General features: G+C 73.4%; 21 protein-coding genes. 7 read left to right on the top strand and 14 right to left on the bottom strand.

The window, feature by feature from the left end; translation table 11 throughout:
• Window positions 1-161 precede the first annotated feature (161 nt).
• The 3 genes from NYZ98_RS12935 to mraZ all read right to left on the bottom strand — a co-directional run bounded on the left by NYZ98_RS12935 (window position 162) and on the right by mraZ (window position 2,396).
• The gene (locus NYZ98_RS12935; RefSeq protein WP_262842935.1) at window positions 162-701 is read right to left on the bottom strand and encodes a hypothetical protein; all 540 of its coding nucleotides are present in this window, start codon (window positions 699-701) and stop codon (window positions 162-164) included.
• A complete protein-coding gene (gene rsmH / locus NYZ98_RS12930) occupies window positions 698-1,669 on the bottom strand; it encodes a 16S rRNA (cytosine(1402)-N(4))-methyltransferase RsmH (protein ID WP_262842933.1) in 972 nt (323 codons plus the stop codon). Before rsmH ends, NYZ98_RS12935 begins: the two co-directional genes overlap by 4 nt.
• Before the next feature lie 295 nt (window positions 1,670-1,964).
• Entirely contained in the window at window positions 1,965-2,396 is a 432-nt protein-coding gene (gene mraZ, locus NYZ98_RS12925; protein WP_262842931.1) for a division/cell wall cluster transcriptional repressor MraZ, read from the bottom strand.
• A gap of 502 nt (window positions 2,397-2,898) precedes the next feature.
• Here mraZ and NYZ98_RS12920 point away from each other — a divergent pair.
• From NYZ98_RS12920 to NYZ98_RS12910, 3 genes are read left to right on the top strand one after another with little or no spacing between them, the layout of a single operon-like run.
• Window positions 2,899-3,903 carry an AAA family ATPase gene (locus NYZ98_RS12920; protein WP_262842929.1) on the top strand — a complete coding sequence of 335 codons (1,005 nt, stop codon included), beginning with the start codon at window positions 2,899-2,901 and terminating at the stop codon, window positions 3,901-3,903.
• Window positions 3,900-5,183: a DUF58 domain-containing protein gene (locus tag NYZ98_RS12915; RefSeq protein WP_262842927.1), complete on the top strand. Its 1,284-nt coding sequence runs from the start codon at window positions 3,900-3,902 to the stop codon at window positions 5,181-5,183. Before NYZ98_RS12920 ends, NYZ98_RS12915 begins: the two co-directional genes overlap by 4 nt.
• Window positions 5,180-7,657 (top strand): transglutaminase TgpA family protein, encoded by a 2,478-nt coding sequence (locus NYZ98_RS12910; RefSeq protein ID WP_262842925.1) that lies wholly within the window; start codon window positions 5,180-5,182, stop codon window positions 7,655-7,657. The genes NYZ98_RS12915 and NYZ98_RS12910 overlap by 4 nt, the downstream gene beginning before the upstream one ends.
• A gap of 406 nt (window positions 7,658-8,063) precedes the next feature.
• Here NYZ98_RS12910 and NYZ98_RS12905 read toward each other — a convergent pair whose 3' ends face one another.
• The 11 genes from NYZ98_RS12905 to NYZ98_RS12855 all read right to left on the bottom strand — a co-directional run bounded on the left by NYZ98_RS12905 (window position 8,064) and on the right by NYZ98_RS12855 (window position 17,786).
• Window positions 8,064-8,456, bottom strand: coding sequence for a DUF3040 domain-containing protein (locus NYZ98_RS12905; protein WP_262842923.1), 393 nt, complete (start codon window positions 8,454-8,456; stop codon window positions 8,064-8,066).
• Between the two features lie 147 nt (window positions 8,457-8,603).
• Window positions 8,604-9,854, bottom strand: a complete 1,251-nt coding sequence (locus tag NYZ98_RS12900; RefSeq protein WP_262842922.1) for a DNA polymerase IV — start codon at window positions 9,852-9,854, stop codon at window positions 8,604-8,606.
• 67 nt (window positions 9,855-9,921) lie between these two features.
• A complete protein-coding gene (locus NYZ98_RS12895) occupies window positions 9,922-10,683 on the bottom strand; it encodes a class I SAM-dependent methyltransferase (RefSeq protein ID WP_262842920.1) in 762 nt (253 codons plus the stop codon).
• A gap of 99 nt (window positions 10,684-10,782) precedes the next feature.
• Window positions 10,783-11,193 carry a transcription antitermination factor NusB gene (nusB, locus tag NYZ98_RS12890; protein WP_262842918.1) on the bottom strand — a complete coding sequence of 137 codons (411 nt, stop codon included), beginning with the start codon at window positions 11,191-11,193 and terminating at the stop codon, window positions 10,783-10,785.
• 1 nt (window position 11,194) lies between these two features.
• Window positions 11,195-11,755, bottom strand: a complete 561-nt coding sequence (gene efp / locus NYZ98_RS12885) for an elongation factor P (protein WP_262842915.1) — start codon at window positions 11,753-11,755, stop codon at window positions 11,195-11,197.
• 52 nt (window positions 11,756-11,807) lie between these two features.
• Window positions 11,808-12,854, bottom strand: a complete 1,047-nt coding sequence (locus tag NYZ98_RS12880) for a M24 family metallopeptidase (RefSeq protein ID WP_262842912.1) — start codon at window positions 12,852-12,854, stop codon at window positions 11,808-11,810.
• Between the two features lie 76 nt (window positions 12,855-12,930).
• Entirely contained in the window at window positions 12,931-13,971 is a 1,041-nt protein-coding gene (locus tag NYZ98_RS12875) for an LLM class F420-dependent oxidoreductase (protein ID WP_262842909.1), read from the bottom strand.
• A gap of 52 nt (window positions 13,972-14,023) precedes the next feature.
• On the bottom strand, window positions 14,024-14,668 hold the full coding sequence (locus NYZ98_RS12870; RefSeq protein ID WP_262842907.1) for a nucleotidyltransferase family protein: 645 nt from the start codon (window positions 14,666-14,668) through the stop codon (window positions 14,024-14,026).
• Between the two features lie 2 nt (window positions 14,669-14,670).
• Window positions 14,671-15,861, bottom strand: coding sequence for an XdhC family protein (locus tag NYZ98_RS12865; RefSeq protein WP_262842905.1), 1,191 nt, complete (start codon window positions 15,859-15,861; stop codon window positions 14,671-14,673).
• Window positions 15,854-16,942, bottom strand: coding sequence for a vWA domain-containing protein (locus NYZ98_RS12860; protein ID WP_262842903.1), 1,089 nt, complete (start codon window positions 16,940-16,942; stop codon window positions 15,854-15,856). The genes NYZ98_RS12865 and NYZ98_RS12860 overlap by 8 nt, the downstream gene beginning before the upstream one ends.
• Window positions 16,935-17,786, bottom strand: a complete 852-nt coding sequence (locus NYZ98_RS12855; protein WP_262842994.1) for an AAA family ATPase — start codon at window positions 17,784-17,786, stop codon at window positions 16,935-16,937. Before NYZ98_RS12855 ends, NYZ98_RS12860 begins: the two co-directional genes overlap by 8 nt.
• A 203-nt stretch (window positions 17,787-17,989) precedes the next feature.
• Between NYZ98_RS12855 and NYZ98_RS12850 the strand changes: the two genes are divergently transcribed.
• From NYZ98_RS12850 to NYZ98_RS12835, 4 genes are read left to right on the top strand one after another with little or no spacing between them, the layout of a single operon-like run.
• Entirely contained in the window at window positions 17,990-18,853 is an 864-nt protein-coding gene (locus NYZ98_RS12850) for an ABC transporter permease (RefSeq protein ID WP_380707689.1), read from the top strand.
• A complete protein-coding gene (locus tag NYZ98_RS12845; protein WP_262842900.1) occupies window positions 18,826-19,584 on the top strand; it encodes an ABC transporter ATP-binding protein in 759 nt (252 codons plus the stop codon). The genes NYZ98_RS12850 and NYZ98_RS12845 overlap by 28 nt, the downstream gene beginning before the upstream one ends.
• 34 nt (window positions 19,585-19,618) lie before the next feature.
• Window positions 19,619-20,611, top strand: a complete 993-nt coding sequence (locus tag NYZ98_RS12840) for an ABC transporter substrate-binding protein (RefSeq protein ID WP_262842899.1) — start codon at window positions 19,619-19,621, stop codon at window positions 20,609-20,611.
• A 2-nt stretch (window positions 20,612-20,613) separates the two neighbouring features.
• Window positions 20,614-21,765 (top strand): LLM class flavin-dependent oxidoreductase, encoded by a 1,152-nt coding sequence (locus tag NYZ98_RS12835; RefSeq protein WP_262842898.1) that lies wholly within the window; start codon window positions 20,614-20,616, stop codon window positions 21,763-21,765.
• Window positions 21,766-21,815: the final 50 nt, after the last annotated feature.

Here is a 21,815-nt window from a genome sequence, read left to right as displayed (position 1 = left end):
ACCGGGCCGGGCGGGCCGGGCGCCGGAACCGGGCTTGGCGGTGGGGTCCGGCCTGCCCTTCCCCTCGCCCCGCCCCGAGTCCTCCGGCCTGCCCTTCCCGCGCCCGTTCCCCGGGCCGCCGCCGGGCCCGTCGCGACCGGGCCGGCGGCCGCCGCCCTCTCTCACGGCGCCGCGACCTCCGCTTGGGGCCGCCCGCTCGCCGTCGCCCCGGGGCCCGTGCTCCCGCCGCCCGCGGGCACGCGGACGAAGCCGGGCGCGCTGTCGTCCTGGCGCTGGCCACCGCCCTGCTCGGTGTTGCGGCGGTCCAGCTCGCCCGGCTGGGACTTGACCAGGATCTCCTTGCTCTTGTCGGCGAACTGCTGGTGCAGCCGCTGGGTGCTGTCGCGCAGGTCCCTCATCCGGAAGGAGTCCTTGGCGAGCACGGTGTTGAGCAGCAGGAGGCTGACCAGCCCGCCGCACAGCAGCCCGACCACGAGCAGCACGAACGGAGCCTTCGGCGCGCCGCGCGCGGGCAGCACCCGCCTCGGGGCCTTCACGGCCGCCTTGGCCGCGGCCGGGCGCGGCGGACGGGACGGCGCGGCGCGGCGCGTGGTCCGGTCCGGCCTCGGCGGCGCGACGCGCGCCTGACGCGTGGCGGGCCGCTCTCCGACGGCGGTCGCCGTGGCGCCGCCGTCCCGCGTGGTGTCCTTGTCGGTCGTCATTCCGGCTCACGAATCCTCTCTGCCGCCCGCAACCTGGCCGAGGTGGCGCGCGGGTTGCGCGCCACCTCCTCCTCGTCTGGGAGCTCGGCTCCCCTCGTCAGCAGGCGGAACCTCGGCTGGTGGGCCGGCAGCGGGACGGGCAGCCCCGGAGGGCCGGTGTCCCTGGTTCGCGCCGTGAGGGCCTGCTTGCTGAGCCGGTCCTCAAGTGAGTGGTAGGAGAGCACGACCACGCGCCCCCCCACCGACAGAGCGTCGAGTGCGGCGGGGAGCGCCCGTTCGAGAGCGGTCAACTCCCCGTTGACCTCGATGCGTAACGCCTGGAACGTTCTTTTCGCGGGGTTTCCCCCGGTACGGCGGGTCGCGGCCGGGATCGCGTCGCGCACGATCTCGGCGAGCCGCTTGGTCGAGGTGACGGGGTCCTGCTCCCGCTCCCTGATCAGGAAGCGGGCGACCCGGGAGGCGAAACGCTCCTCGCCGTAGTCGCGCAGGATGCGGGTCAGCTCCCCCTCGGAGTAGGTGTTGACCACCACGTGGGCCGTCAGCTCCTGCTCGGGGTCCATGCGCATGTCGAGGGGGGCGTCGTAGGAGTAGGCGAAGCCGCGCCCGGCCTCGTCGAGCTGCGGGGAGGACACCCCGAGGTCGAACAGGACCGCGTCCACCCGGGCCAGGCCGGAGCGCTCCAGGACCTCGGGGAGCTCGTCGGAGACCGCGCGCACCAGAGTGGTCCGGCCGGCGTACGGGGCCAGGCGCAGCGTGGACCGCTCGATGGCGGTGGGGTCCCGGTCGATGCCGACCAGGTGGAGGGCGGGGTGCGCGGCCAGCAGCGCCTCGGCGTGACCGCCGAGGCCGAGGTTGGCGTCGACGAGGACGGGGGACGGCCCGGCGAGGGCGGGAGCGAGGAGCTCCAGGACACGGTGAAGCATCACCGGCACGTGCCCGCCCGGCTCGGCGTGGTTTTCGGCATGCATGGTCTGACCCCCTTCGCCGCCATGGTCGTGTCCGTTGAGACCCCGGGACACTTCCCTGCTCGCGGATGTGCGGCTGTTCTGATCGTCTTCTCGCCGGGCCCCGGGCCCCACCCCGATGGACGGGCTCGTCCGGCCAGGTCCCCATCCGCGTCCCCGGTCCTGCGCCCCGCCACCTGACACCGGGGAAGGTGCATCAGCTAGCGGCGGCGCGTGTGGCAGGCCGGGAACCGTCCCGGCACCGTGGGAGCGGGTGGAGACCTCGCCGAACGACGTCTTCACCGACGAGTCGACCGTTTCAAAGGACTCCTGGCAGCACCTCCTCCGACAGCTCGGAGAACGCCTGCTCTTGGTCGGCCAGGTAGGTCTCCCAGGCCGTCGCGTCCCAGATCTCCAGCCGGGTGTTGGCCCCGATGACCACACAGTCTCGGCGGAGGCCCGCGTACACACGCAGGCTCTGGGGAATGGTGAGCCGCCCCTGTTTGTCGGGCGTCTCGTCGGAAGCACTGGCGAAGAAGACACGACTGTAATCGCGGACGGCCTTGGCTGTCACCGGCGCGGTGCGCAGCGCCTCGGTAATGCGCTGGAACTCCTCCACGGGAAAGACGTAGAGGCACCGCTCCTGGCCCTTGGTGATCACAAGACCCTCCGCCAGCTCCTCACGGTACTTCGCCGGCAGGAACAGTCGTCCTTTCTCGTCCAGACGCGGTTGATGGGTGCCGAGGAACACCGGCCCCACCTCCCGTGCCACGTGAAACGACTGGCGCTAGGACCCCAGTCGCTCCACTGCGCACCACCATACTCCACTTCTCTCCACCGTCAACTGATTCAAACAGTATTCGATCGGCGTTTCGCGCGCGTTTACGCAGGTCAGCAGGGGTGGAGCGGAGTGGAGCGCCGTGAGCCCCGCGCACACGCGAACGGGCGTGTCGGCGGCCCGGTTTGACAGGCGGGGGCCGCCTCCGCCGGACGCGCGGTAAACGGCGGCGTTCGGTGGAGGAAAGGGGAGGGCCGGACGGCCTCTCACGTCGGCTTATGTCACGGGATTCGGACAGCGGCGGGACGAGAACGCGACGCCGGAGAAGAACACTGAGCGTGTTCGTCCGAAATCTGATGGAAAGTCGCCGGGGAACCCACGGCATCGTAGTGTCGGTAAGCACAATGGAGTCGGAAACACCAAGCCCCCCGCATCGTGATGCCGCGTGGGGCTGTCGCACCCTCATGGAGGCCCGGTGGGAGTAACCCACGATGTCGGACAGGAGCTGGAAGGTCTGGTCGCCACGGCGCATCGGATCCGTGAGGCGATCGAGTCGGTGATCGAGGGAAAGAGCGATGTCGTCCGCCTCACCATCACCGTGATGCTGGCGGAGGGGCACCTGCTGATCGAGGACGTGCCAGGCGTCGGCAAGACGATGCTCGCCAAGGCGCTCGCGCGGTCCATCGACTGCCCGGTGCGCCGCGTCCAGTTCACCCCCGACCTGCTCCCCAGCGACATCACGGGCGTCAGCGCCTTCAACCAGCAGTCCCGCGAGTTCGAGTTCAAGCCCGGCCCGGTCTTCGCCAACATCGTGGTGGGCGACGAGATCAACCGCGCCTCGCCCAAGACGCAGTCGGCCCTGCTGGAGTGCATGGAGGAGCACCAGGTCACCGTCGACGGCATGACCTACCACCTCGAGACGCCGTTCATGGTCATCGCGACCCAGAACCCCATCGAGATGGAGGGCACCTACCCCCTGCCCGAGGCGCAGCGCGACCGCTTCACCGCCCGGATCGCCATGGGCTACCCCGAGGCCGCCGCCGAGCTGGAGATGCTCGACGTCCACGGCTCCTCCTCGCCGCTGGACAAGCTGGAGCCGGTCGCCACGACCGCCGAGGTCCGCGCCCTGATCGACGCCGTGCGCGCGGTCTACGTCTCCCAGCCCATCAAGAAGTACGCCGTCGACATGGTGACCGCCACCCGCCAGTCCCCCGACCTGCGCCTCGGCGCCTCCCCCCGGGCCACGCTGCACCTGGTGCGGGCCGCGCGCGCCCACGCCGCGCTCTCGGGTCGCGACTACGTCATCCCCGACGACCTGCAGGACCTGGCCGTCCCGGTCCTGGCCCACCGCCTGCTGCCCAGCCTGGAGGCCCAGGGCCAGCGGCGCCGGCCCGAGCACGTCATGGCCGACCTCGTCCGCCGCGTCCCCGTGCCGGAGAGCCGGGAGAAGGGGTTCGACGGGGCGGGACCCCGGCGGTGATCGCGGGGCTGAGGGCGCTCACCTCGCGCGGGCGCTCGTTCCTCGCCTCCGGGACGGCCGCCCTGCTGTGCGCGGTCGCCCTCGGCGAGAGCGACCTGCTGCGGGTGAGCGTGCTCGTCATCGCCCTGCCGCTGCTCGCGGCGCTGGTCGTCGCGCGCACCCGCTACCGGCTGAGCTGCGCCAGGCGCCTGGACCCGAGCAGGGTGGCGGTCGGGTCCGACAGCACCGTCACGCTGCGGCTGGAGAACGTGACGCGGCTGCCCACCGGGCTGCTGCTCATCGAGGACACCGTCCCCTACGCCGTCGGCACCCGCCCGAGGTTCGTCCTGGACCGGGTCGAGTCGCGCGGCATCCGGGAGATCGACTACAAGGTGCGGTCCGACCTGCGGGGCAGGTTTCCCATCGGCCCGCTGTCGGTCCGCATCGCCGACCCCTTCGGGCTGGTCGAGCTGACGCGGGCGTTCACCGCCACCGACACCCTGATGGTGGTCCCCGAGGTCGTGGCGCTCCCCCACGTGCGGCTGTCGGGCGAGTGGACCGGCGGCGGCGAGAGCCGCACCACCAGCGTGGCCGCCGCGGGCGAGGACGACGTCGGCCCGCGCGAGTACCGGCAGGGCGACGACCTGCGCCGCGTGCACTGGCGTTCCACCGCGCGGTACGGCGAGCTGATGGTGCGCCGCGAGGAGCAGCAGTGGCAGAGCCGGGGCGCCCTGCTGCTGGACACCCGCAGGCACGCCCACCGCGGCGAGGGCCCGAGGTCGTCGTTCGAGGTCGGGGTGTCGGCGGCGGCGTCCATCGGGGCGCACCTGGCCCGCGACGGGCTCGGCCTGCGCCTGGTCACCGACCAGGGCGCCCACCACCTCACCGACGGCGGGGCCGGCACCTCCCTGCTGGACGCGCTCGCGGTCGTGCGGCAGAGCACCGCGCGGTCGCTGGAGTCGGGGATCGGCGCCCTGCGCCAGGGCGGCGGGGACGGGCTGATCGTCGCCGTGCTCGGCGACCTGGACGCCGAGGAGGCCCACGCGCTGGCGCGGCTGCGCGGCGGCGGGGTCACCGGCGTGGCCGTCATGCTCGACGTCACGACCTGGCAGCAGACCCCCGCCCACCACACCGGCGCCGGCGGGTCCCACGAGACCGCGCGCGCCGTGCTGGCCGGCGCGGGCTGGCGGGTCGTCCGGCTCCCGGCCGGCACCTCGCTGGCCTCGGTCTGGCAGGACGCCGCCCGCGACAGCAGGTACGCCGGGCCGCAGGGCACGATGACGGCAGGAGACGCGGCATGAGACTCCCGATCGCGGCGGGCCTGGCCACGGCCGCGGTGTCGATCACCCTGTACCCGCTGTTCAGCGGGGGCACCTGGTTCTGGACCGGGATGGGCGCGATCCTGGTGGTGACCGCCGTCTCGGCGCTGACCACGCGCCACACCGTGCCGCGCTGGCTCGGGCCGCCGCTCGGGCTCGTGGCGCTGTGGCTGTACCTCACGCTGGTGTTCGCCGGCGCGTACACCTGGGCCTGGGTGGTGCCCACCAAGGACACGGTGCTCGCCCTCGCCGAGCTGCTGCGCGAGGGGTTCGAGGACATCCAGCATTACGCCGCCCCGGTGCCGGCCAACCCGGGGATCTCCCTGCTCACGGCAGGCGGCATCGGCCTGGTCGCCCTGCTGGTCGACCTTCTCGCCGTGCGCGCGCGCCGGGCGGCGCTCGCAGGGCTGCCGCTGCTGGCCCTGTTCACGGTGCCCGCGGCCGTGCTGTCGGACCCCATCGCCTGGCCGGCGTTCATCATCGCCGCGCTCGGGTACGTGGGCCTGCTCACCGCCGACGGGCGCGAGCGCCTCACCCACTGGGGACGCGCGGTGCTGGTCCGCCGCTCGCGCAGCACGGGGGCCGCCGTGCGGACCGACGCGGCGCCGCTGTCCCTGGCGGGCAAGCGCATCGGGTTCGCGGCCATCGCCATCGCCGTCGCCCTGCCCGCGGCGCTCCCGACGCTCGACCCGAACCCGCTGTTCGGCTTCGGCGTGGGCTCGGGCTCCGGCGAGGGCGGCAACACGATCACGATCCCGAACCCCATCGCGAGCCTGCGCGGCCAGCTCACCCAGCCCGCGAACGCCACGGTGCTCACCTACACCAACAACGACAACGTGCCGCGCTACCTGCGGATGTACTCGCTGGACACCTTCGACGGCGCGCAGTGGACCATGTCGCAGCCCAAGGGCCGGCCGGAGAACCGCGTGTCGGAGGGCCCGCTGCCGGCGCCCCCCGGCCTGTACGCGACGGTCCCGCTGAAGAACACCATGACCCAGATCAGGGTCAGCGACGAGGTGGAGCGGCTCAGTTTCCTCCCGCTGCCCTACCCGGCCACGCAGGTGAAGGTGGACGGCGACTGGCGGGCCGACGAGAGCACGCTCATGGTCTTCTCCACGCACGACACTGCGGGCGGCCAGGCGTACGAGGTCGTGAGCCACGAGCCCCAGCCGACGCCCGAGACGCTCGGCACGCTGCTGGAGGTCCCCTCCCCCGAGGTGAACCAGCGGTACCTGCAACTGCCGCAGGACCTGCCGTCCCGCATCCGCGCCATCGCCTCCAGCCTGGTGGACGAGACGGACTCGCCGTACCAGAAGGCGGTCAAGCTCCAGGCGTGGTTCACCTTCCGCGGCGGGTTCGTGTACAGCCTGCGGACGCAGGGCAACGGCAACGACGCGCTGGTCGACTTCCTGCGCAACCGGGCAGGGTACTGCGAGCAGTTCGCCGCCGCGATGGCGGTGATGGCCCGCTCGCTCGGGATCCCGGCCCGGGTGAGCATCGGGTACACCGGGGGGACCAGCATCGACGGCTCGTGGCAGGTCCGCACCCACGACCTGCACGCCTGGCCGGAGCTGTACTTCCAGGGGGCCGGGTGGCTGCGGTTCGAGCCGACCCCCTCCGGCGGCCTCGGCCAGCAGACGGCCCGGGTCCCCGACTACTCGCGCCCGCCCGCGACGACCGACCCCTCGGGGGACGGCGCCACCGCGAGCCCGACCGCCGGCCCGGACTCGACCGACCTGGCCGACACGCTGGCGGGCCGCAAGCGCGACCTGCGCGACCCCGACCCGGGCCTCGGCACCGACCCGATCCTGGTGGACACCGGTCTGGGCGTGCCCGCCAAGATCGGGATCGGGTTGGTGGTCCTGCTGCTGATCGCGCTGATCCCGGCCGTGTGGCGGGCGGGGACCCGCTATCGGCGCCGGCGCGCCTGGGCCGAGCGGGAGACCCCGTCAGGGGCCCCTCCGCAGGCGCGGGCGGACGGCCTCGGGCCCGACACCCGGCGTCTCGGGCAGGCGGTGCACGCGAGCTGGCGCGAGCTTGTCGACACCCTGCACGACCTCGGGATCGGCCACGAGGCCAGCGAGAGCCCGCGCGCGCTGGCCGCGCGGCTCACCGGGCAGTACGGGCTGGACGCCGAGACGGCGGCCTCGGTCGCCAGGATCGCCTCGGCCGAGGAGCGGACGCGGTACGCCCGCGCGCCCGGGGCGATCGGCTCGCTGACCGGGGACCTCGCGCGGGTGCGCCGGGCGCTCGGGGCGACGGTGTCGCGCGGCCGGCGGCTGCGCGCCGGGCTGCTGCCGCCCTCGACCCTGCTGAGGGTGCGGGGGCTGGGCGAGAAGGTGCTCGACGGGTTCGACCGGCTGGAGACCCTGCGGCTGTGGCCGCGCCGTGCCCGCCGCGCCGTCCCCGAGGAGGCGGCCGAGGACCGCGTCCTCACCGGCTCCGGCTCCCGCTGACCGATCACGGCCGGCGCCCCGGCTCCGCCACCCGGCGGTGGGGCGCCGCCGTCACCCGGGCCGGCGACGGGGGTCTGTCATGCCCGAAGGCCGGGGGTCACGGACCGTTCCCGTCCGGTGACCGGAATTCGAACTGTGGCCGTCCGGATAGGTCGGCCTCCCCCGAGGTGACGCCGTACGGCCGTCCCGGATCGGTCCGGGGGGACGCCGGGCACGCGGGCGGTCACCGTGCGCGACCGGGCCGTGGGCCGCCGACGGCGGCGCGGAGCCTCGGCGGGGATGGGACGGGCGCGCGTGCCGGGGCCGCCGGAGGGGACGCCGGGCAGCCGGAAGGTCACCCTGAGGAGTCGTGACGGGGGGCGTCCGGGGGGCGGAGGCGCACGGCGGGGGGCCGCCGTGCGGCGGCTCAGCGCTCGTCGCCTCTGCGGCGCCAGCGCTCCTCTATGCGCTCCATGAAGCTCGGACGGTTGGCCCGCCGCCGCTCGGGTTGCCCCGTGGCGCCCGCCGGCCTTGCCTCACCGCCGAACCCGTTCATGCGCTTCCAACTGGACAGACCCCACAGACACGCGGCGAGCATGACCACGAAGCCGCCTACACCGAGTGGGATGATCGGTGCCACGACGCCCACCATCAACAGGACGACACCGAGGACGAAGCCGATGGAGGCCTTCACCAGGCGGCGCTTGTAATGGTTGCGCGGATCACTGATCCGAACGGTATTGGCCCACTTCGGGTCCTCGGCGTAGAGGGCCTGCTCGATCTGGTCGAGCAAGCGCTGCTCGTGCTCAGAGAGCGGCACGGCGCCTCCCAAGGACAGCCCCTTGACGGGGTAGACGGCAACGGGCACCACAGGGTGTCCGGACCTCGCGGTCGGTTATCCCCAGAATACGAGGCTGTAGACGTAGGCGAAAGAAAACGTCCAACGTAGACCAAACCGGAGGCGACGTCATAGATCTATTCCATCAAACGGGGGCCTGACAAGCGACGCCGGGCGGACCGCTTCCGGGCCAAACCTCCGCATCGCCTTGTCCATCGCCATTTCGGCCTCCCGCCAGCCCGTTTCACGTTCTCCGAGGCCCATCTGGCGGGTCGCGGTGCCCGCCGGGCGCAGGTTCTCCACTCTCACGCCCACCAGCCGGAGCCGTACGCGCTCCAGACCGGCGGCCCCGTAGAGGTCGCAGGCAGTGGCATATATCTCTTTCGCAACATCGGTCGCCTCGCGCAGGGTGCGGGAACGGGTGATCGTCGTGAAGTCGGAACGGCGGAGCTTGACGCTGACCGTGCGGCCGACGTGGCCGCCGCCCCGCAGCCGGCCGGCGACCCGCTCGGACAGCCTCAGCAGCTCGCGGCGGATGGCCTCGGGGTCGTCGACGTCGTGGGCGAAGGTCTCCTCGGCGCCGATGCTCTTGTCGGGGGTGTGCGGAGTGACCCGGCGGTCGTCGCGGCCCCAGGAGAGCTCGGACAGATGGGTCCCCGCGGCCCCGAACTCGCGCCGCAGGGTCGCGGGGGGCACCTGGGCGAGATCGCCGACGGTCTTGATGCCGAGCCGCACCAGGGCCTGCTCCGTGCGCTCCCCGACGCCCCACAGGGCCGCGACGGGCAGCGGGTGGAGGAATTCCACCACCCCGGCCGCGGGGACGACCAGCAGGCCGTCAGGCTTGCAGTGGCGGGAGGCGAGCTTGGCCACGAACTTGCTGCTCGCCACGCCCACCGAGCAGGTGATGCCGTGGCGCTCGGCGACCTGGGCGCGGATCATGGCGGCGATCGCGGCGGGCCGCCCGAGCCGGCGCAGGGCGCCGCCCACGTCCAGGAACGCCTCGTCGGAGGAGATCGGCTCCACCTCGGGGGTGATGGCGTGGAAGATCTCCATGACGCCCTTGGAGACCGCGGAGTACTTCCCGTGGCTGGGCGGGATGACCACGGCGTCCGGGCACAGGCGGCGGGCGCGGGTCATCGGCATCGCCGAGTGGACCCCGTGGCGGCGGGCCTCGTAGGTGGCGCTGAGCACGACCCCCCGGGCGCCCGCGGCCCCGACGATCACCGGGGCGCCGCGCAGCTCGGGACGGTCGAGCAGTTCGACGCTGGCGAAGAAGGCGTCCATGTCGACGTGCAGGATCGGGCAGCCGGTGTCGTCGGCCGGGCGGGCCGGGTCATGGCCCGGCCCTGGATCCGACCGCAGAACCTGCTTGCGCGACACGCGTTGATCCTTTACCGAACAGGCGTTCTACCAGTGGCTTGCGCCGGGGACGTTTTTCCGGTGGGCGTCACCGGTGGCCGAGCACGTGGAGCTGGGTGGCGATGTCACGGAGCACCGGATGGGCGGCGGCGGCCTGTTCCAGCGCGATCAGCGCCCGCGCGGCCCCCGGTTCCCCGTCGAGCAGCCGGCCGGGCACCAGGTCGGCGAAGATCCGCACGCCCCTGGCCTCGCCGGGGGTGAACCCCGCCGCCGCCAGCAGGGCCGCGAGCGCGTCGCCGCTGAAGCGCCGGGGCGTCGGGTCCTGGTCCCCCCAGCGGCCGGAGGGGTCGGTCAGGACCTGCCTGGCCTCGTCGAAATGGCCCGAGAGCGAGCGGTGGATGGCCGTGGCGACCGGGTTGGCCGCCAGGACGCTGATCACCCCGCCGTCCCTCAGCAGCCCCGCGACCGCGGCCAGCGCGCCGGCGGGGTCCTCGACGTACTCGAGGACGCTGTGGCACAGCACGAGGTCGGCCGAGCCGGGCGCGAGCAGGTCGCGCAGGTCGGCGGCGTCGCCCTGGATGCCCCTGACGGCCACCCCGGCCTCGGCGGCCCGCCGTTCCAGGCCCGCGAGCGAGTCGGGGCTCGGGTCGACCACGGTGACCGCGTGGCCGAGTTCGGCGAGCGGCACGGCGAAGCCTCCGGTGCCGCCTCCGGCGTCGAGGATGTCGAGCCGTTCACGCCCGGTGGCGCCCGCCCGCTCGGCCAGGGCGGCCCGCAGCGCGTCCCACACCACGGCGGTGCGCACCGCCGGAGAGGTGGCCGCCTGGCGTGTGGCGCCTTCGGTGCGCAACTTCAGCTCGCCTCCTTGAAGCGTGTCGGTGGGCCCCAGCCTACGCGGTGCGGCGCCGCCGCGGCGGGTCGCCCGGCCTCCCCGCGGGGCCGGGACGCCTCACAGCGCGAGCGATGGTTTGAGCTGCTTGAAGCGGGCCAGCAGGCCGTTGACGAACTGGGGGGACTCGTCGGTGGACAGCTCCGAGGCGAGGTGGACCCACTCGCTGATGACGACCGCCTCGGGCACGTCGGTGACCCACAGCAGCTCGTAGGTGCCGGCCCGCAGGAGGTTGCGGTCGACGGCGGGCATGCGGTCGAGGGTCCAGCCCTCGGCGTAGGTCGAGATCAGCTCGTCGATGCGCGACCGGTGCAGGTTCACGCCCTCGACCAGGGTCGTGGTGTACTCGTTCACCGGCGGTTCCGCCCGCTCCACGCGCTCGGCGAGCACGTTCGCCGGGGGCTCGCTCCGCAGCTCGGCCTCGAAGAGGATGTCCAGTGCGCGCCTGCGCGCCTTTCCCCGAGCCGACACCTCAGGCCCGGCCGAGGTACTCGCCGGTGCGGGTGTCGACCTTGATCTTCTCGCCGGTCGTGATGAAGAGCGGCACCTTGACCTCGGCGCCGGTCTCCAGCGTGGCGGGCTTGGTGCCGCCGGTGGAGCGGTCGCCCTGCAGGCCCGGCTCGGTCTGGGAGATCGTCAGCTCGACGGCGGCCGGGAGCTCGATGTACAGCACGTTGCCCTCGTTGACCGCGACGGTCGCCAGGGTGTTCTCCAGCAGGTAGTTGGCGGCGTCGCCCACGGTCACCCGGGGGACGTTGAGCATGTCGTAGGTCTCGGTGTCCATGAAGACGAAGTCGTCGCCGTCCATGTAGGAGTACTGCATCTCCCGCTTGTCGACATTGGCCACCTCGACCTTCACGCCGGCGTTGAAGGTCTTGTCCACGACCTTGCCCGACAGCACGTTCTTGAGCTTGGTGCGGACGAAGGCGCCGCCCTTGCCCGGCTTGACGTGCTGGAAGTCCACCACGGTCCACAGCTCGCCAGTGTCGAGCTTGAGCACCAGGCCGTTCTTGAGGTCGTTGGTCGTCGCCACTCGTTCTCTCCTGCGTCGTCATGGTCACGCTCGCGCGGCCGCCGGCCCGCCCTTACAGGACCAGCAGCTCTTTCGTCGTGCGGGTGAGGAGCTCCGGTCCGTCGGTGCGCGTCACGAGAGTGTCCTCGATCCGGACGCCGCCCCTGCCCGGCAGGTAGACGCCGGGCTCGACGGTGATCGGAACCCGATCCTCGAGTCTACCGGCACCGGTGGCCCGCAGGAACGGGTCCTCGTGGATCTCCAGGCCGACGCCGTGGCCGAGGCCGTGCCCGAAGTGCCCGCCGTACCCGGCGTCCTCGATCACGTCGCGCGCGGCGGCGTCCACCTCCGCCGTGGAGGCGCCGGGGGCCAGGGCACGCCGCCCGGCGCGCTGCGCCTGGCGGACCAGGTCGTACAGCTCGCGCTGCCAGCCGGCGACCGCGCCCACCGCGACGGTCCGCGTCATGTCGGCGTGGTAGCCCTCGTACAGGGCGCCGAAGTCCATGGTGACCAGGTCGCCGCGCTCAATGGGCCTGTCGGAGGGGGCGTGGTGGGGCACCGACCCGTTCGGCCCGCTCGCCACGATCGAGTCGAAGGCCGGCCGGTCGGCGCCGAGCTCGGTCATGCGCGACTCCAGCGCGCGGGCGACCTGCCGTTCGGTCATGCCCGCCGCCAGGGTGGCCGTCACGTCGGCGAAGGCCTGGTCGGTCAGCTCGCAGGCGGAGCGCAGCGCCTGGATCTCGGTCTCGTCCTTGACCACCCGCAGCCGTTCCACCAGGCCCTCCAGGGCCACCGGTTCGCCGAGGCGCCGGTACTGGGCGACGGACATGACGTGCGCCTCGATGCCCGGCCGCTCCGCCGCCTCCATCAGGGCGGCCGCCGGGTCGCGCCGGTCGGCGACCTCGACGCCGTCGCAGACCCGGCGTGCCGTCTCGATGTACCGGGAGTCGGTCGCCAGCAGGGCGGTGGCGTCGGCCCGCACCAGGACGGCGGCGTTCGAGCTGACCAGGCCGGTCAGGTAGCGCACGTTGACGCCCCGGGTGACCAGCAGCGCGTCCACGTCGTGCTCGGCCAGGAGCGCGGCGAGCAGGGCGCGCCGCGATTCGTGTATGGCGGACATGTCCACGACTGTACGACCTTGCACGCCGAAACCAGCGCACGCCATGACATCCGGCGCGATCAGCGAGGAAGCGCCCTCAGGCCGCCATCTCCTTGATCTTCTCGATGAGCGCGATCCGCTCCTGGTGGGTGCCGGCGATCGGGTTGACGTTGATCGTGGTGACCCCGGACTCCCGCATGGCCTCGACGCGGTCGCGGACGAAGCCCTCAGGCCCGACGAGCGACATCTTCTCCAGCAGCTCCATGGGCACCATCGCGGCGGCCTCGTCCTTCTTGCCGTCGAGGTAGAGCTCCTGGATCGCCTCGGCCTCCTTCTCGTAGCCGTAGCGCCGGGCGAGGTCGTTGTAGAAGTTCCTGCCCTTGGCGCCCATGCCGCCGATGTACAGCGCGGCCATCGGCCGGCCGAACTCCAGAAAACCCGTGACGTCCTCGCCGATCGCCAGGGTGGCCTGGGCGATGACGTCCAGCTCGCCGAGGTCGCCGGCGCGCTTGGCCCTGCCCGCGGAAAGGGCGTCGCCCCACACCCCGGCGGCCTTCTCCGGCACGTAGAAGATCGGCTCCCAGCCCTCGGCCAGCTCGGCGGTCAGCTCGACGTTCTTCGGGCCGATGGCCGCCACCACGATCGGGATGCGCGGCCGGACGGGGTGGTTGATCAGCTTGAGCGGCTTGCCGAGCCCGGTGCCCTGGCCGGCCGGGAGCGGCATCGTGTAGTGCCTGCCCTCGTGGGTCAGCCGCTCGCGCCGCCACACCTTGCGGCAGATCTCGATCACCTCGCGGGTGCGGCCCAGCGGCGCGGTGTACGGGACGCCGTGGAAGCCCTCGATGACCTGCGGGCCGGAGGCGCCGAGGCCCAGCACGAAGCGGCCGTCGGAGACGTAGTCCATGCCCGCGGCGGTCATGGCGAGCAGGGCGGGCGTGCGCGAGTAGATCGGCAGGATGCCCGAGGCGATCTGGATCCGTTCGGTCTTCGCCGCGATGTACCCCATCTGGCTCACGGCGTCGAAGCTGTAGGCCTCGGCGACGAACACGATGTCGAGCCCGGCGCTTTCGTAGTCGGCCAGCTCCGCCACGGTCTCCTTGAAGCCTCCGGCGTAGTTCAGGGCCATGCCGATGCGCATCCCGCGTCCTTCCGTCCGAGCAGGAACCGAATGTTGTTCCAGTCGGGTCAGGTTATCGAGTCGCGTCCTCGTCACCAACTCCAGGCCGCGCCCGCGTGCCCGGGGCGCCGGTCGCCTCGGGGGGCGGCGAGAGCCTGACCAGGTCGTCGAGCGTGTCGATGTCGGCGGGATCCCCCACGTCGTCGCAGGGCACCCGCGTGATCAGCTCAGGGTGCGCCCGCAGGAACGGCCGGGCCCCGACGTCCCCGGCCGCGAGCCTGCCCACCTCACCGAAGTGCGCCCTGCCGATGAGCACGGGGTTGCGCATCGCGCCGCCGTAGGTGGCGACCGCCACGGCCGCGCCGCCCCGCCAGGCGTCGATCAGCCGCCGCACCGCGAGCGCGCCGATCAGCGGCTGGTCGGCGAGGGCGACCACGACGGCCAGTGCGGCCGGCGGCAGGGCGTCCAGCCCGACGCGCAGGGATGAGCCCATCCCCGTGGCCCAGTCGGGGTTGCGCACGGTCACCGCCGCGCGGACCTGCACGGTCACCGCGCCGAGTACCACGATCACCGGGTGGCAGCCGCCCTCGTGCAGCAGCCGCGCCCCCCGGTCGGCCAGCCGTTCGCCCTCGAACTCCACGACCGCCTTCGGCGTGCCGAGGCGGGCGCCCTGCCCGGCGGCGAGCAGTAAGCCGGCGCATCCTGATCTGGTCGACACGTTCACGTGGCCCCTTCCCGTGGCTCCTTCCCCGATCCGTTCCCATGATCGCCCTCCGCGGCGCCCTCCGCCGGGCGTTCGGTCCGCTCCGCCGTGCCCGCGATGCCATGGATGCGGCCGCTGGTGTCGCTCAGCGCACGGCCCGAGCCGCCCCAGCGATGCTGGATCAGCTCGGCCGCGATCGACACCGCCGTCTCCTCGGGGGTCCTGGCCCCGAGGTCCAGCCCGATCGGCGAGCGCAGCCGGGCCAGCGCCGCCTCGGGCAGGCCCGCCTCGCGCAGCCGGGCCAGCCGGTCGTCGTGGGTCCGGCGCGACCCCATGGCGCCCACGTACCCGGCGTCGGTGCGCAGGGCCACCTCAAGGAGCGGCACGTCGAACTTCGGGTCGTGGGTGAGCACGCAGATCACCGTGCGCTCGTCGACGTGCGCGGTGGACAGGTAGTCGTGCGGCCACTTCACCACCACCTCGTCGGCGTCGGGGAAGCGCTTCGTCGTCGCGAACACCGGGCGCGCGTCGCACACCACCACGTGGTAGCCGAGGAACTTGCCGACCCGCGCGACCGCCGCGGCGAAGTCGATGGCCCCGAACACCAGCATGCGCGGCGGCGGGGCGAAGGACTGCACGAACACCGACAGGTCGTCCAGCCGCCGCTCGCCCCTCGGCCCGTACCGGCGCACGCCGGTGAGGCCCTGCGCGAGCATGCCGCGCGCGTCGTCGTCCACCGCGGCGTCCAGCCTCGGCGGCCCGAGCGACCCCGAGGCGTGCCCGGCCCACATCACCTTGCGCGCCCCGGCGCGCCCGGGCCCGGCCAGGATCGTCGCGACGGCCACCGGCTCGTGGGCGCGCACCGACGCGGCGACGCGGCCGAGCTCGGGGAAGGTCTCCTTCGACACCGGCTCGACCAGGATGTCGATGATGCCGCCGCAGGTCAGCCCGACGGAGAACGCGTCGTCGTCGCTGACGCCGTACCTCTGGAGCACCGCCTGGCCGTCCTTGACGACCTGCTGGGCCAGGTCGTACACCGCGCCCTCGACGCAGCCGCCGGACACGCTGCCGACGGCCTCGTCGCCGAAGACGGCCATGGAAGCGCCGGGCGGCCTCGGGGCGCTGTGGAAGGTGCCGACCACGGTGGCCAGGCCGAACCGTTCCCCGGCCGACCACCACCGCACGATCTGCGACAGCACGTCACGCATGGGACAGCCTTTCCGCGAGTTCCTCGAACGCGGCCAGGCTGTGCCCGGCCACGAACGCCGTGACGTGCGGCAGGGCCGCACGCATCCCGCCGGTCAGCGGCTGATAACCGTCCTGGCCCTTGTGCGGGTTCACCCAGACCACCCGGCGGGCGAGCCGGGACAGCCGGGCCATCTGGTGCCCGAGCAGGGCGGGGTCGCCGCGCTCCCAGCCGTCGGAGGCGATCACGACGACGGCGCCGCGCGCGCCCGACCCCCGGTCGAGGAACTCCTTGAGCTCCTCGCCGAGCCGGGTGCCGCCGCTCCAGTCGGGGATGGCCGCGGAGACCTCGCGCATCGCCGTGCCGGGGTCGCGGTGGCGCAGCTCGGCGGTGACGCGCGTGAGGCGGGTGCCGACGCTGAACACTTCGGTGGCGCGCGGCTCGCACCGGACCAGGACGTGCGCGAACCGCAGCAGGGTGTCGGCGTAGGGGGCCATCGAGCCGCTGACGTCGACCAGCAGCACCACGCGGCGCGGCCGGGACCGGTGGACCCTGCGGCGCAGCCGGGCCGTCTCGCCGCCCCGGCGCAGGGTCTCCCTGATCGTGCGCCGGGCGTCGAGGCGGCCGCGGTGGGCCGGGGCGAACCGGCGGGAGCGGCGCCGTTCCCTTCGCGCGTTCAGGATCGACAGCAGCAGGTGGATCTCGGCGAGCTCGGCGGCGGTCACGCGGGCGACGTCACGCCGCCGCAGCACCTCGGCGCGGCTGGCGGTCGCCGGGAGCGCCCGCTGGTCGCCGTCCCCGCCCGCGTCCTCGCCTCGGGGGGAGACGGTGTGGCGGGTGACGGTCACCACGGCCGGGGCCGGGCGGCCGGGGCGGGCTCGCTCGCCGCCGAAGTAGGCGGCGAAGCAGCGGTCGTAGCGGGGCAGGTCGTCGGGCCCGGCGCACAGGGTCAGCCGGCCGGCCCAGTAGACGGCCCGGCGGTCGGTGACGTCCAGGCAGGCGGCCGCGCGCAGGAGGTTCTGGGTCCGTTCGTGGTCGGCCGGGACGCCGGCGGCCCGCAGTGTGCGGGCGAAGCCGGTCAGGGTGGCGGTGAGGTCACCCACCGAGCAGGCCGTTCTCGCGGACGGCCCGCTGGTCCTCGCGGTACTTCAGCACCGCGCCGAGGGTGGCGGCGGCCAGGCCGGGGTCCAGGTCGCGGGCGCCGAGCGTGAGCAGCGCCTCGGTCCAGTCGATGGTCTCGGCGACGCCGGGCGGCTTGACCAGGCCGGCGGCGCGCAGGCGCCCGGCGGCGCGCGCGACCTGCGCGGCGAGGGTCTCGGTGCAGTCGGGCAGACGGCGCAGCAGGATGGCGACCTCCTGCTCGAACCCGGGGTGCTCCAGCCAGTGGTAGAGGCACCGGCGCTTGAGCGCGTCGTGCACGTCGCGGGTGCGGTTGGAGGTCACGACCACGACCGGGGGCGTCTTGGCGCTGATGGTGCCGAGCTCGGGCACCGAGATGGTGAAATCGGACAGCACCTCGAGCAGGAACGCCTCGAACTCGTCGTCGGCCCGGTCGACCTCGTCGACCAGCAGCACGCTCGGCTGGGTCTCCAGCGCCTTGAGCAGCGGGCGGGCGATCAGGAACCGCCGGTCGTACAGCTCGCCCTCCAGGCGGGCGGCGTCGCCCGCGCCGGTGGCGCCGGTGGCCTCGGCGGCCTTGAGGTGCAGCAGCTGGCGGGCGAAGTCCCAGTCGTACAGGGCCTGGGCGGCGTCCAGGCCCTCGTAGCACTGCAGGCGGATGAGCGGCGCGCCGAGGACGGCGGCGAGGGTCTTGGCCAGCTCGGTCTTCCCGACCCCGGCCTCCCCTTCGAGGAACAGCGGCCGGCCCATGCGCAGCGCGAGGAAGCACGCGGTGGCCAGCCCTTCGTCGGCGAGGTAGGCGTGCTCGCCGAGGAGGCGGGCGAGCATGCCCGGGGTCTCGATGTCCACGGCCCGGACCGTCCTGTGCAGCACCCCCTCAGGTTACGCGCCGGTAGCGGGGCGCCGCTCTGGCCGGAGCCGCCGAAACGGTCCCGGACCCGAAGCAAAGGACAAAACCTATTGACTTGGTAGGAATTACCGTTAATTATGCGGAGAGACGCCGCACTCGACAACCTCAGCGAGGCCCTTCGATGTCCTCCCCCGCACTGGAAGTTCAGGCGGCCCGTGAGCCCGCCCCGCCGGGCCCGCCCGCACCCGGCCGCCCGCCCCGCCCACCGGCCCCCCGCCCCTCGGCCCGGAGAAAGGCCTGGCGGCGCTGGATCAGCCCATTGGTCGTCGTCGTCCTGTGGCAGGTCGCGAGCGCCACCGGGCTCCTGCCCGAACGCCTGCTCGCCGGGCCCGCCACCATCGCCGCCACCACCGTCGACCTGGTCACCGACGGCACCCTGCCCACCGCCATCGCCGTCTCGCTCCAGCGGGTCGCCATCGGGTTCGTCCTCGGCGGGCTCGCCGGGGTGCTGCTGGCCCTGGTCGCCGGGCTGAGCCGCGCGGGGGAGAACGCCGTCGACCCGCTCATGCAGATGCTCCGCGCCCTGCCCTTCTTCGGGCTGATCCCGCTGTTCATCCTGTGGTTCGGCATCGGCGAGACCCCCAAGGTCACGCTGGTGGCGCTCGCCGTGTCCTTCCCGCTCTACCTCAACACCTTCGCGGGCGTGCGGGGGGTGGACGGCAAGCTCGCCGAGCTGGCCCGCACCCTGGAACTCGGCCGCGCCGCGCTGATCCGCCACATCGTGCTGCCGGGGGCCCTGCCGCAGACGCTCGTCGGGCTGCGGCAGAGCCTCGGCGTGGCCTGGCTCGCCCTCATCGTCGCCGAGCAGGTCAACGCGGACGCCGGGCTCGGATACATGATCAACGACGCCAGGGAGTTCCTGCGGACCGACGTGATCGTGGTCGGGCTGCTGGTCTACAGCGCGCTCGGCCTGCTCACCGACGCCGTCGTGCGCCTGCTCGAACGGAGGGCGCTCTCATGGAGGAGCGGCTTCCTCGGCGAGTAGCCGCCGTCCGGGGCCTGACCCGGCGGTTCGGCGACCGCACCGTCCTCGACGAACTGGACCTCGACGTCCACGCCGGCGAATTCATCGCGCTGCTCGGCCGGAGCGGGTCGGGCAAGTCGACGCTGCTGCGCGCCCTGGCCGGGCTGGACCGCGACGTGGAGGGCGGGCTGGAGGTGACCGGCACGGTCGCCGTCGCCTTCCAGGAACCGCGCCTGGTGCCCTGGAAGCGGGTGGAGGCCAACGTCGCGCTCGGCCTGGCCGCGCCCGACGCCGCCGCGCGCGCCCGGCGTGCCCTGGAGGAGGTCGAGCTGACCGGCAGGGCGGGCGCCTGGCCGCTGACGCTGTCCGGCGGCGAGGCCCAGCGGGCCAGCCTGGCCCGCGCGCTGGTCAGGGAGCCGGAGCTGCTGCTGCTCGACGAGCCGTTCAGCGCCCTGGACGCGCTCACCCGCATCACCGTGCACCGGCTCGTGCTGCGGCTGTGGGCCGCGCACCGCCCGGCCGTGCTGCTGGTCACCCACGACGTGGACGAGGCGCTGGTCCTGGCCGACCGCGTGCTCGTCCTGGACGGGGGACGCATCGCCCACGAGGCCGCCATCTCCGCCGGCCGCCCCCGCCACCGCGACCACCCCGAGCTGGTCGCCCTGCGCGCCCGCCTGCTCACCGCCCTCGGCGTGGGCCCCGAGGGCCATCCCGTGCCCGATCGGCCCCTCACGGCGGAGGCCGGGCGATGACCACCGCCCCCGGCCCCGCCCCGGAAGGAAAACCATGATCAGCAAGACCGTCCGGCTGTTCGGCGCGCTGGCGCTGACGGCGGTGCTCGCCGCCTGCGGAGGCGCCTCGGGCACCTCCGCCCCGGGCTCCTCGTCCGGCGCCCAGGAGATCACCTTACGGATCGGCGACCAGAAGGCCGGCTCCCAGGTGCTCCTGACGGCGGCCGGCGAGCTGGACAAGCTGCCGTACAAGGTGACCTGGGCGCAGTTCACCTCCGGCCCGCCGCTCCTTGAGGCCGTGAACGCCGGGGGCGTCGACCTCGGGGCGGTCGGCAACACCCCGCCGATCTTCGCGGCGGCGGCCGGCTCGAAGATCACCGTGGTGGCCGCCGACCGGCAGAACGTCGCCGGCGCGGCCGTGGTCGTGCCGGCCGGGTCGGCCATCACCGGCCCGGCCCAGCTCAAGGGCAAGCGGGTCGCGGTGGCCAAGGGCAGCTCGGCCCACTACCACCTGCTGGCCGTGCTGAAGAAGGAGAACCTGACCTTCGACGACATCACGGTGAGCTACCTGCAGCCCGCCGACGCGCTCGCCGCCTTCAGCTCCGGCAAGATCGACGCCTGGGCGATCTGGGACCCCTACACCTCGCAGGCCAAGGTGGCGAACCAGGCCAAGGTCCTGGTGGACGGCACCGGCTACGTCAACGGCTACAACTTCCAGGTGGCCGGGCAGGCCGCGCTCGCCGACACCGCCAAGGCCGACGCGATCCGCGACTACCTGACCCGCCTGCAGCGCGCCAAGATCTGGGCCAACTCCCACCAGGCCGAATGGGCCAAGGTGTGGGCCAAGGAGACGGGCCTGCCCATCGAGGTCACCACCGCCGCCGCGGCCAACCGCACCACCACCCCGGTGCCGATCGACGACGCGCTGATCGCCTCCGAGCAGGAGATGGCCGACGCGTTCACCGCCGGGGGCCTGTTCCCCTCGAAGATCGACTTCGCGCGTTTCGCCGACCGCAGGTTCAACGACATCGTCAAGAAGGACACCTGAGCATGGCTGTGAAGTTCCACTGGTTCCTGCCCACCTCCGGAGACGGCCGCGCGATCGTCGGCGGCGGACACGGGCTGCGAGGGGGTCACGGCCGTTCCACGGCGAACGCCTTCCGGCCGCCCACCATCGACTACCTCGGCCAGATCGCGCGGTCGGCCGAGCAGCTCGGGTTCGAGGCGGTGCTCACCCCGACGGGCACGTGGTGCGAGGACGCCTGGCTGGTCACCGCCGCGCTCACCCAGCAGACCACCCGGCTGAAGTTCCTGGTCGCCTTCCGGCCCGGCTTCGTCTCCCCCACCCTGGCCGCCCAGATGGCCGCCACCTACCAGCGCATCTCCGGCGGCCGGCTGCTGCTCAACGTCGTCACCGGCGGCGAGGGCACCGAGCAGCGGCGCTTCGGCGACCACCTGTCCAAGGACGAGCGGTACGCGCGCACCGACGAGTTCCTGTCGATCGTGCGCGGCGCGTGGAGCGGCACCCCCTACGACTTCACCGGGGCCCACTACCAGGTGGAGGGCGCCACGGTGTCGGAGGTGCCCGACCCGGTGCCCGAGCTGTACTTCGGCGGCTCCTCGGCGGCGGCGGGCGTCGTCGCGGCGCGGCACGTCCAGACCTACCTCACCTGGGGCGAGCCGCCGGCCCAGGTCGCCGAGAAGATCGCCTGGGTGCGGGGGCTGGCCGCCGAGGAGGGCAGGACGCTGCGGTTCGGCGTCCGGCTGCACGTCATCGCCCGCGACACCTCCGAGGAGGCCTGGGCCGAGGCCGGGCGGCTGCTCGCGGCGATCGACCCCGCCGACATCGCCACCGCCCGGCAGACCCTGGGCCGCAGCGACTCGGTCGGGCAGAAGCGCATGCTCGCCCTGAACGAGGGCTACCGCCGCGACGGGGGAGGCGTCCACGACCTGGAGATCCACCCGGGCCTGTGGGCGGGCGTCGGGCTCGTGCGCGGCGGCGCGGGCACGGCGCTGGTCGGCAGCCACTCCGAGGTGGCCGACCTCATCGAGGAGTACGCCGACCAGGGCATCAGCGAGTTCGTCCTGTCCGGCTACCCGCACCTTGAGGAGGCCTACTGGTTCGGTGAGGGGGTGCTGCCGGAACTGCGCCGCCGAGGCGTCCTCGACCGCGCCGGCGACGCGGTCCGCCTGCCCGCCTGACCGCCGGGACACGCGGTGGCGCGGGCCCGCCCGCGCCACCGGCCGATCAT

This window comes from Sphaerisporangium corydalis (assembly GCF_025506355.1).
GTDB lineage: Bacteria > Actinomycetota > Actinomycetes > Streptosporangiales > Streptosporangiaceae > Sphaerisporangium > Sphaerisporangium corydalis.
Note: the sequence above shows the minus strand (reverse complement) of the source record. Positions and strands in the feature narration are given on the sequence as shown.

What these genes read in the sequence shown, in the direction of transcription:
- NYZ98_RS12835 (WP_262842898.1), top strand. Translation starts at nt 20,614, where the DNA reads ATGGCTGTGAAGTTCCACTGGTTCCTGCCCACCTCCGGAGACGGCCGC.
- NYZ98_RS12935 (WP_262842935.1), bottom strand. Translation starts at nt 701, where the DNA reads ATGACGACCGACAAGGACACCACGCGGGACGGCGGCGCCACGGCGACC.
- NYZ98_RS12865 (WP_262842905.1), bottom strand. Translation starts at nt 15,861, where the DNA reads ATGCGTGACGTGCTGTCGCAGATCGTGCGGTGGTGGTCGGCCGGGGAA.
- rsmH (WP_262842933.1), bottom strand. Translation starts at nt 1,669, where the DNA reads ATGCATGCCGAAAACCACGCCGAGCCGGGCGGGCACGTGCCGGTGATG.
- NYZ98_RS12875 (WP_262842909.1), bottom strand. Translation starts at nt 13,971, where the DNA reads ATGCGCATCGGCATGGCCCTGAACTACGCCGGAGGCTTCAAGGAGACC.
- NYZ98_RS12855 (WP_262842994.1), bottom strand. Translation starts at nt 17,786, where the DNA reads ATGCTCGCCCGCCTCCTCGGCGAGCACGCCTACCTCGCCGACGAAGGG.
- NYZ98_RS12850 (WP_380707689.1), top strand. Translation starts at nt 17,990, where the DNA reads ATGTCCTCCCCCGCACTGGAAGTTCAGGCGGCCCGTGAGCCCGCCCCG.
- NYZ98_RS12910 (WP_262842925.1), top strand. Translation starts at nt 5,180, where the DNA reads ATGAGACTCCCGATCGCGGCGGGCCTGGCCACGGCCGCGGTGTCGATC.
- NYZ98_RS12845 (WP_262842900.1), top strand. Translation starts at nt 18,826, where the DNA reads ATGGAGGAGCGGCTTCCTCGGCGAGTAGCCGCCGTCCGGGGCCTGACC.
- NYZ98_RS12840 (WP_262842899.1), top strand. Translation starts at nt 19,619, where the DNA reads ATGATCAGCAAGACCGTCCGGCTGTTCGGCGCGCTGGCGCTGACGGCG.
- NYZ98_RS12880 (WP_262842912.1), bottom strand. Translation starts at nt 12,854, where the DNA reads ATGTCCGCCATACACGAATCGCGGCGCGCCCTGCTCGCCGCGCTCCTG.